The sequence below is a fragment of the Polymorphospora sp. NPDC050346 genome (genome assembly GCF_040655695.1).
GTDB classification, from domain to species: Bacteria; Actinomycetota; Actinomycetes; order Mycobacteriales; family Micromonosporaceae; genus Polymorphospora; species Polymorphospora lycopeni.
Window position 1 is genome coordinate 1 of sequence record NZ_JBFAKM010000015.1, and the last position, 13,553, is coordinate 13,553.

7 protein-coding genes are annotated in these 13,553 nt (G+C 69.4%); 2 read left to right on the plus strand and 5 right to left on the minus strand.

Features of this window, described 5'->3' with window-relative positions; all coding sequences use genetic code 11:
- Positions 1–3,223: beta-ketoacyl synthase N-terminal-like domain-containing protein (locus AB0I42_RS17440; protein ID WP_357538498.1), on the minus strand; the 3,223-nt coding region annotated here is incomplete at its 3' end.
- Between the two features lie 276 nt (positions 3,224–3,499).
- Here AB0I42_RS17440 and AB0I42_RS17445 point away from each other — a divergent pair.
- Positions 3,500–4,699 carry a cytochrome P450 gene (locus tag AB0I42_RS17445; RefSeq protein WP_357538500.1) on the plus strand — a complete coding sequence of 400 codons (1,200 nt, stop codon included), beginning with the start codon at positions 3,500–3,502 and terminating at the stop codon, positions 4,697–4,699.
- 70 nt (positions 4,700–4,769) lie between these two features.
- On the opposite strand, the gene AB0I42_RS17450 is transcribed toward AB0I42_RS17445, so the two are convergent.
- The 4 genes from AB0I42_RS17450 to AB0I42_RS17465 all read right to left on the minus strand — a co-directional run bounded on the left by AB0I42_RS17450 (position 4,770) and on the right by AB0I42_RS17465 (position 11,760).
- Positions 4,770–5,909 carry an acyltransferase gene (locus AB0I42_RS17450; protein ID WP_357538502.1) on the minus strand — a complete coding sequence of 380 codons (1,140 nt, stop codon included), beginning with the start codon at positions 5,907–5,909 and terminating at the stop codon, positions 4,770–4,772.
- 114 nt (positions 5,910–6,023) lie between these two features.
- Positions 6,024–7,538, minus strand: a complete 1,515-nt coding sequence (locus AB0I42_RS17455; RefSeq protein WP_357538504.1) for an NAD(P)/FAD-dependent oxidoreductase — start codon at positions 7,536–7,538, stop codon at positions 6,024–6,026.
- A gap of 93 nt (positions 7,539–7,631) precedes the next feature.
- Positions 7,632–10,388: an AAA family ATPase gene (locus AB0I42_RS17460; RefSeq protein ID WP_357538506.1), complete on the minus strand. Its 2,757-nt coding sequence runs from the start codon at positions 10,386–10,388 to the stop codon at positions 7,632–7,634.
- A 61-nt stretch (positions 10,389–10,449) separates the two neighbouring features.
- Entirely contained in the window at positions 10,450–11,760 is a 1,311-nt protein-coding gene (locus AB0I42_RS17465) for a hypothetical protein (protein WP_357538507.1), read from the minus strand.
- Between the two features lie 557 nt (positions 11,761–12,317).
- Between AB0I42_RS17465 and AB0I42_RS17470 the strand changes: the two genes are divergently transcribed.
- On the plus strand, positions 12,318–13,496 hold the full coding sequence (locus AB0I42_RS17470) for a cytochrome P450 (RefSeq protein WP_357538509.1): 1,179 nt from the start codon (positions 12,318–12,320) through the stop codon (positions 13,494–13,496).
- The last annotated feature ends 57 nt before the right edge of the window (positions 13,497–13,553 follow it).

Genomic DNA, 13,553 nt, shown 5'->3' on the forward strand with positions numbered 1-13,553 from the left:
ACACCGGAAAACGAGCCGCCAACCCAAAACCCATCCCAACCCGCTGCGAACCCTGACCCGAAAACAACCACGCCACACCCACACCAGAACCCGCACCAGCACCAGCACCAGCAACCGTCGGCGCCGACGCCTGCCGCAAACCCGCCAACAACTCCACCGCCGAAACACCAACCCCGACCGCCCGATACGGCAACAACGCCCGCGCGGCGAGACCAGCCGCCACCGCATGCGACGACACCTCCGGCCGCCCCTCGACGTACGCGGCCAGCCGACCAACCTGCGTCCGCAACGCGTCCGCCGAACGCGCCGACACGGTCCACACCGTCGGCGCCGGCTCGACCTCGACGACCGGCGTCTCCACAGTCTCCGGAGCCTGCTCCAGAACGACGTGCGCGTTGGTGCCACTCACCCCGAACGACGAGACACCCGCCCGACGCGGACGGTCCACCCGCGGCCACTCGATGGTCCGCGCCGCCAGCTCCACCGCGCCGGCCGACCAGTCCACCTGCGGCGACGGCGCGTCGACGTGCAACGACCGCGGCACCACACCATGCCGCATCGCCAGGACCATCTTGATCACACCGGCCACGCCCGCAGCCGCCTGCGTATGACCGATGTTCGACTTGATCGAGCCCAACAGCAGCGGCCGCTCCCGATCCTGCCCGTAGGTGGCAAGGACGGCCTGCGCCTCGATCGGATCACCCAGCCGCGTCCCCGTCCCATGCGCCTCCACCACATCCACATCCGCCGCCGACAAACCCGCCGAGACCAACGCCTGACGAATCACCCGCTGCTGCGACGGACCATTCGGCGCCGTCAAACCATTCGACGCACCATCCTGATTCACCGCCGAACCACGCACCACGGCCAGCACCTGATGACCGTTGCGCCGGGCGTCCGACAGCCGCTCCACCAGCACCACGCCGGCACCCTCGGACAGGCCGAACCCGTCCGCGGCCGCGGCGAACGACTTGCACCGCCCGTCCGGCGCGAGGTTTCCGTGTGTGCTGAACTCGATGAACATGCCGAGGCTCGGCATGACGGTCACGCCACCGGCCACCGCCAGGGAACACTCGCCCCGTCGTACGGCCTGCACCGCGAGATGGAGGGCGACCAGCGACGACGAGCACGCCGTGTCCACGGTCACCGCCGGGCCCTCGAACCCGAACGTGTAGGAGACCCGGCCGGCGATGACGCTGATGGTGTTGCCGGTGAAGGCGAAACCCTCGTGTCCGGAGCCCTCGTCGAGCCGGGGGCCGTACTCCATGCCCATGGCGCCGACGAACACCCCGGTCCGGGCGCCGCGCAGGGTGGTGGGGTCGATGCCCGCCCGTTCGAACGTCTCCCACGTGGTCTCGAGCAGCAGGCGCTGCTGCGGGTCCATCGCCAGCGCCTCGCGCGGGGAGATGCCGAAGAAGTCCGCGTCGAACAGGTCCGCGTCGTAGAGGAATCCGGCTTCCCGCTGGTAGTAGCGGCCCGGCCCGGTGGGCGGCTCGGCGTAGGCTGCCTCGCTGTCCCAGCCCCGGTTGGTGGGGAACTCGGACACCAGGTCGGCGCCGTCGACGAGCAGCGGCCAGAGCTCCTCGGGGCCGGTCACTCCGCCGGGCAGGCGGCAGCCCCAGCCGACTATGACAACGGGGTCGTCGTCCGCCGGCTCCGAGGGCGCCGCGCCGGCCGCGGTGTCCTCCCACCCGGGTACGAGCTCGGCGTGAAGGTATTCGGCGAGGCGGCGAGGGCTGGGGTAGTCGAAGATGGCGGTGGCCGGGATCCGCAGTCCGGTCGCCGCCGCGACCCCATTGCGGATGGCCATGCCGGTGACGGAGTCGAAGCCGAGCTCACCGAACGTCCGATCCTCGGCGAAGGCTTCCACGCCGAGCGCGGCGCACTCGTGGCGGATCAGGTCGATCAGGCGTCCACGCTGCTCGGCGCGGGCCAAGGGGATCAGTTCGGCCGCCAGGGTCGAGGGTCCCGGGACAGTGTCGTCGGCCGGCCGCTCGTAGAGGTGCTGGCCGAGGTCGTCGGGCAGCGTGGCGGCGGAGTCGCCGTAGACGATTGCCGGATCCAGCCGCGCCCCCGCCACGTACAGCTCGGCCAGGGAGGTCGCCAGGCGGCCGGGCCCGCCCTGGCCGCGGCGCAGCGAGCCCACGACGGCCAGCGGGCGGTCCGCGCGTTCGGCGGTCTGCAGCATCGCGGCGGTGAGCACGGGATGCGGGCTGATCTCCAGAGCGAGCTGGTAGCCGGCGGCCAGGGCCGCCTCGGTCGCCAGATCGAAGCGGGCGATGCCCCGCAGGCAGCGGCACCAGTAGTCGATGTCGGCGGGCGTGTCGCCCAGCGATCCGCCTCGCGCCGCGGTGAACATGGGCAGCGTGGCCGGCCGCGGACGGATGCCGGCCAGGTCGGCCGTCATACGGGGGACGATGCGTTCGATGTGCGCCGAGTGGGCGGCATGGGCGACCGCGGCGTTCCGGGCGTGGATACCACGCTCGTCGCAGACCCGCCGGAACTCGCCGGCCGCGTCGGCGTCGCCGGTGACGACGACCGAGGTGGGCCCGTTGACGACGCCGATGACCAGGCGGCCTTCCCAGCGATCGAGCATCCGGCGGACGTCGTCGAGCGGCGCGAGGACGGAGACCATCGTGCCCGCTCCGGCCAGGGTCTGCTGAGCCTGGCTCCAGAGGGCCATGATGCGGGCGCCGTCGTCGAGGCCGAGCACGCCGGCGACGACGGCGGCGGGCACCTCGCCGATGCTGTGGCCGATGACCGCGGACGGCTCGACGCCGGCGGCATGCCAGACCTCGACCAGGCCGAGGGTGACGGCGTACAGCGAGGGCTGGATGACGTCGGTCCGCCGGGACATCTCGGCCGGCGCGTGGCCGCGCAGCACGTCGAGGACCGGCCAGTCGACGAAGGGCTCGAGCGCCTGCGCGCATTCGTCGACGCGCCGGGCGAAGACCGGTGACGTGTCCAGAAGCTCCGCGGCCATCCCGTCCCATTGGGCGCCCTGGCCGGGGAAGACGAACGCCACACGGTCGTCGTCCATCGGCTCGCCGCGTACGAGTGCGGGGGGAACGTCGCCGGCGGCGAGCGCGTCCAGCGCCCCGGCCAGGTCGTCGCGGCTGCCGGCGACGACGGCCGCGCGTGGCGCCCGGGACTCGCGCTCGGCGGCGAGTCGCGCCAGGGCGTGCGCCGTCTCTCGCGGGTGCGCGTAGCCGGCGGCCGCCAAATGGTTCCGAATGATTCGCGCGCGCCGGGCGGGTGATCCGGTTCCGGGCAGGACCCACGGCAGGAAATCTTCTGCAGGGCTGACGTACATCCGCTACCACGGCTCCTTCTCAAATGATACCGCAACGCAGATCGAGCCTCACACGACGCCTACCGGCCGGACACCCCTAAGAAACCCCCTACGAACCTCGTAAGAATTTTCCGGAGTACTGACGAATGCCCCTTCGGCTCTACGCTCGGATCGCAATGGTTCGGTCACCTTGACTTTGGAGAAGAAATGACCGAGGTAGTACCAGAGGCTCCCGCGCTGCCGACCGCGCGCATCTCGCCATTCAACCCGCCGGAACCGTTGAAGGAACTGCGGCAGCATTGCCCGGTCTCGCACATGACATTTCCCGACGGTCACGTCGGCTGGCTGGTCACCAATCACGCGGCGGCACGATCGGTCCTTGCCGACTCCCGGTTCAGCTCCCGGCAAGAATTGTTGCGCTCACCGATTTCGCTGCCCGTGCCGGAGCCACGCGTGCCGGCCGACCCGGGCAACTTCATCCGCCTGGATCCGCCCGAGCAGACCCGGTACCGCCGGCTGCTGATGAGCCAGTTCACCGCGCGCAGGCTCAAGCAGCTAGAGCCGCGGATCGCGGAGATCGTCGATGCTCAGCTCGAGGCCATGGCCGACTCCGGCACCTGTGCCGACCTCCTTCGGGTGTTCGCGCTGCCCATCCCGTCCCAGGTGATCTGCGAGCTGCTCGGTGTGCCGTACGCGGAACGGGACCAGTTCCAGCGCGATGTGGCCACGCTGCTCAACATAACCTCGTCGGTGGATGCCATCGTCGCGGCGCACCGCAGCGCCGACCGCTTCGTCGAGGAGCTGGTGCTGGACAAGCGCGCGCGACCGGCCGACGATCTGCTCAGCAGCCTGGCGGCGCTGCCGGAACTGACGGTGCAAGAGCTCAAGAGCATGGCGTTCCTGTTGTTCTCGGCGGGTTACGAGACCACCGCCAACATGCTTGCCCTGGGCACTTTCGCCCTGCTTACCGCGCCTGACCAATTGGCTGCTCTCAAGGCGGACCAAACACTTGTCGACGGGGCCGTCGAGGAGCTGCTGCGCTATCTCACCATCATCCATATCGGGCCGGTCCGCACCGCCCTCGAAGACGTGGAGATCGACGGAATCACGATCCACAAGGGCGAGAGCGTCACCCTTTCGTTGAGCGCGGCGAATCGCGATCCGGCGAAATTCTCCGAACCCGACCGGTTCGACATCAAGCGCAACGCCTCCGGCCATCTCGCATTCGGCCACGGCGCGCATCAGTGCCTGGGCGCCCAACTGGCGAGAATGGAGATGCGGATCGCTTACACCCGCCTTTTCCAGCGTTTTCCGAACCTGCGCCTGGCGGTGCCGGCCGAGGAGGTCGAGGTCGCCGCGGACATGACCATCTACGGTGTGCACCGGCTACCCGTGCGCTGGGACTGAGCCGGGTCCTGCCCGACGAACTGACGCGTATCCCGGAGACGGGATACGCGTCAGTCCGTCGGGGATCCGGTCAGGCGCCCGACGAGGAGACCGCCGGCACGGTCTGCGCGGGGGCCGGGGCGGGGTGGCTCCAGCGCCGGGCGATCGGCCGCTCGACGGCGATGTAGAGCAGCCAGGCAAGCAGGATACTCAGCGCGACAGCCAGCGCCACGAGTCCGAGCGCGACCGGCGTGCTGAATTTCTGGTCACCGAGGAAGAACGGCCGTCCCCAGTAGAGGACGATTGCGTGCGACATGAACAAGGCGTACGAGATGTTGCCGAGCCATAGCGAGAGCCGGCTGCCGAAGAACCTGTTCGTGCCACGGATCTCGGTCGTCGCGGCCGCGAGCACCAGCAGGGCGGACGGGATGACCTCGACGGCGACCACGCCGTACGGCACCGGCACGGGCAGCATGGCGAAGTAGGACACGCCCAGGATCGCCAGCGCCCCCCACAGCGGCAGCCCGAACCACATCTGCTCCCGCACGATCCGGGCCAACACCATGCCCAGGACGAACTCGCCCAGGCGGGCGATCGGGAAGTTGTAGGAGAACCAGTACTCGTACGTCGGCACGTTGATCACCGGAATGACCGGCTGGTCGGGCATCACCAGGACCGCGATGAACGGCACCGCGATCGTCGTCAGGAGGGCGCCCACCGCCCAGTGCCACAATCTACCCCGCGAGATGCGCCGCACGCCGCGCAGCAGGAACGGGAAGAGGGCGTAGAAGAAGACCTCGCAGGAGAGCGACCACGTGACGATGTTGACGCTCGAGGCCACCTCCAGCCTGGGCACCCACGACTGCACGAGCAGCAGGTTGAGCAGCGCGACCCAGGCCGGCGCCCCGCCGAGGAGGATGAGGCACGCCGCCCAGGTGACGGCGTGGTTGGGGAAGATCCGAAAGAAGCGGCGGCGGTAGAACATGCGCGGCGTGTCGTCGTCGCGGGCCGACCAGGTGAGCACGAAGCCGCTGAGGATGAAGAAGAACGTGACCGAGACAAAGCCGATCTTGCCGACCAGGAACGCCAGGATGCCGTTGACCTTCTCGTCCTGGAAGACCGTGATCGGCGGTATGACGATCGCGTGGAAGATGACGACGGCTACCGCCCCGAAGAAGCGGAGCCCGGTCAACGAGGGCAGCCGATCAGGGAGCCGGACGGGTGTGGTCATGAGTTACTCCTCGGATGTGGGGGCGGTGGCGGGCGGCGGTGCCGCCATGACGGCCATGACCGGGCGGCCCACCCGCCGTGGCGAGCGGGCACACCCGGGAGGAGCGCCGATGTCTCAGCCGGCCGCGACCGTCGCGTCGGAGTTCACCCGGCTGATGCCCAGACGCGGCTCGGTCACCAGGTAGAGGCCGCTGGCCGCGTCGTACAGGTCGTTGGCGTCGATATGCATCGGCGCCGTGGTCACGCGCTGGTTCGGCGCGGCCGCCTCGGCCCGCAGCCGGGCCTGTTCGGCTGCGCCGAGCAGCTCCTGGACCGGCTTGGCGCCCCCGGTGGCCGCCGCGTCGATGGTCTCCGTGATCGGCTCCGCCGCCATGCCCGCTTGGTCGGCCGCTTCCCGCAGGTCGGTGATGCCGGCGATGATCTCGCCGAAGGCCAGGTCGGCGCTCTTGGCGCCGTCGCCCTGCGCCGCCCGGCTCAGCGTGTCGGCCAGCGCGAAGTACCGGTCCTTGCCGGCGTGCTGCTGGTAGAAGCTCACGACGAGCGTGAAAAGGCGGTGGTACGCGTTGCGGTACAGCGACTCGAAGAACGCCTGGGCCTCCGGCTCGTTCACCTCGCCCCGGTCGAGCGAGAGGATGGACGCCGCCGAGAGCATGCCGCTGTACATGGCGAGGTGAACTCCGGTGGACAGCAGCGGGTCGAGGAAGCACGCGGAGTCGCCGACCAGGAAATAGCCGTCACCGCAGAACTTGTCCGCGGCGTACGAGAAATCCTGCTCCACCCGCACGTCGGGCAACTGGGTGGCATTGGCGAGAACCTGCTTCATCGTGTCCGACTCGTCGATCATCGCCGTGAGCATCGCCTCCTGCGAGTCAAACCCACGACGCCTTTCCACGAAATTCGTCTTGTGCGTCACGAAACCGACGCTGAAGCGGTTGTCGCGCAGCGGAATGAGCCAGTACCACCCGTCCGGCGAGGAAATGACGTTGATTCCCCCGGCCGGGCTCCCGGGCAGCAGCTCGGCATTTTCCCAATATCCCCAGATCGCGACGTTGCGGAAGATCTCGTGCGGTCGCCGGTTTTTGTGGTGCTGGGCCGAGATGAGGCCGGCGCGACCGGAGGCGTCGACGACGTAGTCGGCCGTCTCGACCCGCGGCTCGCCGCCGGCAGGCTGCCACTCGACGCCGACCACGCGTTCGTCGTCGAACAGAACGCGCTTGACGTGGGCCCTCTGCACGACCTCGGCGCCGCTCTCGGCCGCGTTGTCCAGCAGCACCTTGTCGAAGACGTCGCGGTCGACTTGCCAGGAGCGGGTGTCCGCCCCGAACTGCGCAGTCCAGTCGATGACCCAGTCCTTCTCCTGGCCCCACCGCATCAGCACGCCGGTCTTGGAGGTGAACCCACACCCGTTCACCTTGTCGAGCGCGCCGACATAATCGATGATCGCACGGCAGGAAGTCGTGATGGACTCGCCGATGTGATAGCGCGGGAATTCCGCGCGCTCGAGCAGCTTGACCTCAGCCCCGCTCCGGGCGAGAAGCCCGGCGGCGGTCGACCCGCCGGGCCCACCACCGATGACAATTACCTTCGGCATCGCGTCCGCCATTCTCTCGGAGATCTGCTGCCGGGACATCGATCCCGGCCAGGCATCCTCGACCCTATTAAGGCGTAATTCGAGGCCCCAACCCCTAAGCGCCCCAGACCCCGGGGAATTGACGGCCGGCGGTCAGGCGGAATCCGCCATGATCGGCATGCAGGCCGCCGCCAGGTCGGCCCGGTTGGTCACATTGAGTTTCCGGTAGGCCTTGGTGAGGTGCTGCTCGACGGTGCTCACGGTGATGTAGAGCTTCTGCGCGATCTCCCGGTTGGTGTGCCCGGTGGCCGCCAGGGCGGTGACCCGCCGTTCGGCCCGGCTCAGCTTCACCAGCCCGCCGTTGGGCTGTTTCGTCACCATCGTTTCGGCATGCTCGTCGGAGGACTGGCGCAGCAGGCTCCGGCGCAGCGGCTCGGCCTGGCACTCCGTGGCCAGGCGGAGCGCCTGCTGGAACACCGCGTTCGCCCGCTGTCGCTCGCCCATCGCCTGGTGCACCTGGTGCAGGTCGGCCAGCGCGCTCGCCAGCTCGAAGCGGTCGCCGGAGGCATGCAACACATCGACGGCCTCGCGCAGCAGTTGCAGGCGTCCACGCGTGCCGCTGCAGGCGGCCACCGCGCGCAGCGAGATGCCGGCCGTTCGGGTCAACCTTTGCTTGGCACGTATCAATTGGGCGCCGGCCAACTTCTGGGCGCGGTCCCGGTCTCCCATCTTCAGGTACAGCCGTGCGGCGGCGCCACGCCAGGGAACGAAGGACGGAACGTCCATCTCCCATTCCGCGGCCAGCTCCCCACAGGTCAGCAGGTCGCTCAGCGCGGCATGCCAGCGGCCGCACGCGGAGAGGTAGAGCCCGCGCGCGTAGAGGTAGCGCAGGCCGAACCGGGTCTTGAACATCTCCTGCGGCACCGGCGCCTTGGCGTAGGTGCCGGCCGCGTCCAGGTCACCCATCATCGTGGTCGCCTGAATGAACGTGGCCAGCGGCGCCCCCACGGCCACGCCCCAGCCGCGCGGGGCGATCCGGTCGAGGGCGACGCGCGCGTACCGTTCGGCGTTGGACAGGTCGCCCTGGTACAGCGCGATCTCTCCGCGTACGGCCTCGAGCCGGGCGTTCCACGTCGGTGCGTAGCGCTCCGACGCCGCCGCGAGCAGCGGATCACACCAGGTGAGCGCCCGTTCCGCGTGATCGGAGTAGAGCAGGGCCAGCAGCGCCGACTCCGCGGGCTCCAGTGTGGTCTCGTCGACCTCGGTGCCGCAGCCGCGCAGGATGTCCTCCGCACGGCGGACGACGTCCTCGGCGCCGCGCGTCAGCACCTCCGACAGCAGCGCCGCGCCGAGAAGGCGCTCGTCGGCGAGATCCACATCGTCCAGTGTCTCCGGCTGCCGCGGCGCCTCGGTCACCATCTTGGCCAGCGGCGGATGCCATGACCGCAGCCACCGCCGGATCATGCCCAGCTCGGCGTCGCGCCGCTCGCCACCCGCCTTGCGGGTACGGCCGCTCGCCTCGATGACCTCCATCGCCTCGCCGGTCATGCCGTGCCACACCAGCGACCTCGCCACCGCGGTGACCTGCCGGTCGGAGAGCAGGCCGCGGCGTGACGGCTCGATCAGCAGAAACACGTGGCGTACGGCGGCGACCGGGTTGCGCCGCCACACGACCCCGGCCAACCGGGCGAGCACGGAGGCGCGCTCGCGATCGTCCGGGCTGCTCTCGAGCGCCAGGCCGAGACAGTCGCTGGCGAAGTCGAGGTCGTCGGAGGCGGTGGCGACCTCGGCGGCCTCCCGCAGCAGGCGCTGGGTCCACCGCTGCCGGGTATCCCCCGCTTTCAGGAGGTGCCGGGCCACCGTCGAGGCTGAGGCGCCCTGCAGGTACAGCAACTCGGCCGCGCGTTGGTGCAGCCGGCTCCGTTCCTCGGGGCGCAGGTCCGCCAGGACGGCGGTCCCGCTCGCCGGGTTGCGGAAATCTCCGCCGGTCACCAGGCCGGCCGACTCCAGCCGGCGCAGGGCGGTCTGGGTCTGCTCCTGGCCGAGCTCGACCAGATCGGCCAGGAGCGGGACGCCGGTGGGCCGGCCAAGGACCGCTATGCCGCGCGCGACCCCCAGGGTCTCCGGCGAGCTTCGGTGCAGACAGGCCAGGAGAGCCTGTCCGAACGCGGTGTCGGGACGACGCGGATCCGCCGCGCGCAGGTCGTCCAGCAGAGCGCGTACCAGCAACGGGTTGCCTCCGCTGAGCCGATGGATCTCCGCGGCGGACAGCGGCATCCGGGCCGGGTCCGTCTGCGCGCGCACCAGGGCCGCGACGCCCTCGACCGACAACAGGGTGAGATCGATGCGCCGCCAGTGGTGGTGCCTCAGCAACTCGGCCTGCACCAACGCGGTCGCCGCGTTCTCGTCGTCGGACTGGGTGAAGACCAGCAGCGCCGAGGTCCGCCGCAACCGCGAGACCAGGTCAAGCAGTTCTCGCAGGGACTCGTGGTCGGCGCACTGGACGTCGTCGACCATGATCACTACGGGGCGGTCCGCGGTCCAGGCCAGCAACTCGGCGTAGAGGATGCGCAACGCCTGCGTACCGGCGGCGTCCGCCGGTTCCGTCGACGGGACCGCGTCGACGAACTTGTCCATCTGCGCCCGGAGCCGCTCGGGCGCCGTGCCGGCCCCGAAAAGCTGCACCAGAACGTCGAACGGCACCTCGGCCCCGGATCTTTTCGCGGTGGCGCTGAAGAGAAGCGCGCCGGCCCGCACCGCCCGCTCCGCGAACGCGTCCAGCACTTCCGTCTTTCCACAGCCGACCGGCCCGCTGATCAGAGCCAGTTGACCCACTCCGCTTCTGCATGCCGACAGCATTTCGTCGAGGACAAACCGTTCGTTCGTTCGCTCCGTCAGCGCCATGGACATCCTGCTTCCCCGTGTGTTGCTGCGGTCGCTCGTGGCCCGGCGGCACCGGCGACCGCGATCGTCATTTACCGCTTGTCGCGCTTACCCCCGGCTTGTCCGCCGCGGCCGGCAGCGGCCTGGTGGCGGTCTTCGAGCCGTTGGTCACCGGCTTCTTCGACGGTGTGGTGGCGCTCGCCGCGTCCTGGGCGGACTCGAACTCCGGCGGCACCGGATAGTCGGGCATTAGATAGCGAGGCCCCTGCTGCTTTACCTCGTCGGGAATCATCGCGCCGAGACCGCCGTCCTCGTTGATCCCCTTCTCGACGATCGCCATGGAATGGAAGAAGTGGATTCCCACCACGCTGCGATCGGTCGGCCTGCGCCGGTAGCTCGTGTCCGACGTCATGGCCTCGTAATTCATCCCGTCGACCATTTCCTTGAGATAGCCGACGCCGGTAGACGGGCTCGAAAAATCCCTGCTGGAGCCGCCGAAGCCTGGCCAGTACGACGTTTCCATGTCCTCGATGACATAGAGACCGTCCGCGGCGAGCCGCGGAAAAAGAAACTCGAACGACTTGATCTGGTCGGAACAGAAGTGGCTGCCGTCGTCGATGACGATGTCCAGTTCGCCGGTCTCCGCCAGCACCTTCGACAGGAATTCAGGATCGGCCTGGTTGCCGCGGAACGTACGCAGCCGTTGTGTCTCCAGGAAGCGCTTGTCCTCGATGTCGATGCCGAAGACCAGCGCTCGCGGGAAATAGCGCTTCCACATTTCCAGGGAGGCGCCGCCACGATCGGCCTCCTGGAAGCCGCCGATGCCGATCTCGAGGATGCGGACCGGCCGGTCGCGGTAGGCCCGGAAGAATCGCTCGTACTGGCGGGTGTACCAGCGGGCGCCCCACTTGTCGGACCCGAAGCGCAGGGCGAGACCGGCCAGGTCGGCGTTGCGGCGGGCCCGATTCGCGAAGATCTCGCCCCACGGCAGGCCGCTTCCCCGGTCGCCGGCCGCGAGAACCTCCGCCACCTGCGCGAGTCCGGAGCCCGCGGCGGGCCCGAAGACCGCGCGCAGCATTCCCGCGAAGGCCGAAAGGTTTTGGTGAATGCGCACGTCGGCTTCGGCGGCGCCGGTCCGGGAAAGATCCTGGCTCCAGGGCAGCGGCTCGACGGTCACCTGTTCGCGCTCGGCCCGGACGAGGTAGCCCACCACGTGGCGGGCGATCTCGAGGTCGTGCTGCACGACCAGTTTCTCCCGGCCGTCGTGCGGCAGGACATCCAGCAGAACCTCCTGGTACAGCAACTCCAGGACGCACTGATGCTGCCGCCGGTTCGCGATTCGGAGAATAGCTTCGTCGTCCATGCCCGCCGCGTTTGTCAAATCGGCGATCGCGGCCATTCTGCTATCCATCAAGCCAACCACATCCTTGGTCGATGTCGCCACAGGGCATACCGAGGTAATGACTATCACCGCTGGTCCCGCAGGGTGAACCCCTAGTTCTCCGGTGACGGTAGGGGCCATGGATCCCCAGTCACACGCAGTGGCAACGAATCGCGCAACTCCCCGAACCACATAGGACGCGCGACATGTGATATCGACGTCGAAAATTGCCGTCGGGAGCGCGGGCCACGCTCCAAGGGCTTCCTCGCCGGGCCGGCCGCACGTCAGCACTGCTAGGCCCAGCATCCAGCACTTGGATTGACGACAGTAGATTCGCCACGCTGACGACACCGCTGTCAGTGTGCCAGGGATCACTGTGAGCAACAAGGGTTGGCTCGAGAAGGGAATGAAATGACCCGGCATGCAGGGCAAACGCCCGAGCCCGTGTGCTGCGTCACAGATCGCGGCACCCCTTGCCTCGCAGGTATAGGGGTTAACGGCCGCCACGCCCGACGTTAGCTTCGATCTGGCCTCGCGCGCCTGAGCGGGCGACGACAGACGACCACGGAGGCACCATGCCCGACGCCAGATTCCCGTTCCCGGAGTCCGGGGGCGCCGGCCCCGCACCGGAATTCGACGAGCTCCCCGATCGCCGTCCTTGCCCCGTAGCCCTGTACGGGGGCGCCCCGGCGCTGCTGCTCACCGCGTACGAGGACGTGCGCCGCGTGGTCACGGATCCGCGTTTCGACCGGGTCGGCGCCGCGCGGGTCGGGCTCACCAACCGCTCTCCCGACTCGCTCCAGCACAACGAGGCCGACGCGCCCGATCCGGCTCGCCGGCGTCGGACCATCACGACGGCGTTCACGGCCCGGCGAGCCCAGACGCTGACGCCCGAGATCGAGGCCATCGTGGCCGAGCTGATCGACGACCTTCGCGCCGGCGGCGACGAGGCCGAGTTCCACGACGCCTTCGCCCAGCCGCTGGCGGTCCGGGTGATCTGCCGGCTGCTCGGCATTCCGTACGCGGACCACAAGACGTTCGGGCCGCTCGTGGAGGTCCTCATGTCCGCCACGGCGTACCCGCCCGAGCAGGTCGGCCAGGCACACGGTCAGCTCTTCGCCTACTTCGCCGAGTTCTACGACCGGCGCGCGGCCCAGGAGGACCCGCCGGAGAAGGACGTCCTCACCGATCTGATCGAGGCGACCCGCTCCGGCGAGCCGATGGGCCGCGAGGAGGCCATCCACGCCGGGTACGGCCTGCTCATGGCGGGTTACGAGACGACCAGCCACCAGCTCGCCATCTGCCTCTACCTGCTGTTGTCGGAGCGCGACCGCTGGGAGCGGCTCCGCGCCGAGCCGGAGCTGGTCCCGACCGCGGTGGAGGAGCTGTTGCGCTGGACCTCGCTGCTCTCCACCGGCGGCGCGCCGCACATCGCCGGCGTCCCGGCGACGCTGGGCGACACGCCGGTCGAGCCGGGCCAGGTCGTGGTGCCGGTGTTCGCGGCGGCAAACCGGGATCCCCGGGCGTTCGACCGGCCCGACGAGATCATCCTGGACCGCAGCCCCAACCCCCACCTGGCGTTCGGGCACGGCGGGCATGTCTGCCTGGGCGCGTCGCTGGCCCGCGTCGAGCTGACCACCGCGCTCTCGGCCCTGCTGCGGGAACTGCCCACGCTGCGGCTGACCGGGGCGGACCTCAAGTGGCGCGAGGGGACGTTCATCCGTGGCCTCACCGCCCTGCCCGTGCGGTGGTGATCCCGCCACGGCGGATCTGTTCCGACACTCATCGGCACCCCGGCTCGATCGCCAGGG

What these genes read in the sequence shown, in the direction of transcription:
- AB0I42_RS17445 (WP_357538500.1), top strand. Translation starts at nt 3,500, where the DNA reads ATGACCGAGGTAGTACCAGAGGCTCCCGCGCTGCCGACCGCGCGCATC.
- AB0I42_RS17450 (WP_357538502.1), bottom strand. Translation starts at nt 5,909, where the DNA reads ATGACCACACCCGTCCGGCTCCCTGATCGGCTGCCCTCGTTGACCGGG.
- AB0I42_RS17455 (WP_357538504.1), bottom strand. Translation starts at nt 7,538, where the DNA reads ATGTCCCGGCAGCAGATCTCCGAGAGAATGGCGGACGCGATGCCGAAG.
- AB0I42_RS17460 (WP_357538506.1), bottom strand. Translation starts at nt 10,388, where the DNA reads ATGTCCATGGCGCTGACGGAGCGAACGAACGAACGGTTTGTCCTCGAC.
- AB0I42_RS17465 (WP_357538507.1), bottom strand. Translation starts at nt 11,760, where the DNA reads ATGGCCGCGATCGCCGATTTGACAAACGCGGCGGGCATGGACGACGAA.
- AB0I42_RS17470 (WP_357538509.1), top strand. Translation starts at nt 12,318, where the DNA reads ATGCCCGACGCCAGATTCCCGTTCCCGGAGTCCGGGGGCGCCGGCCCC.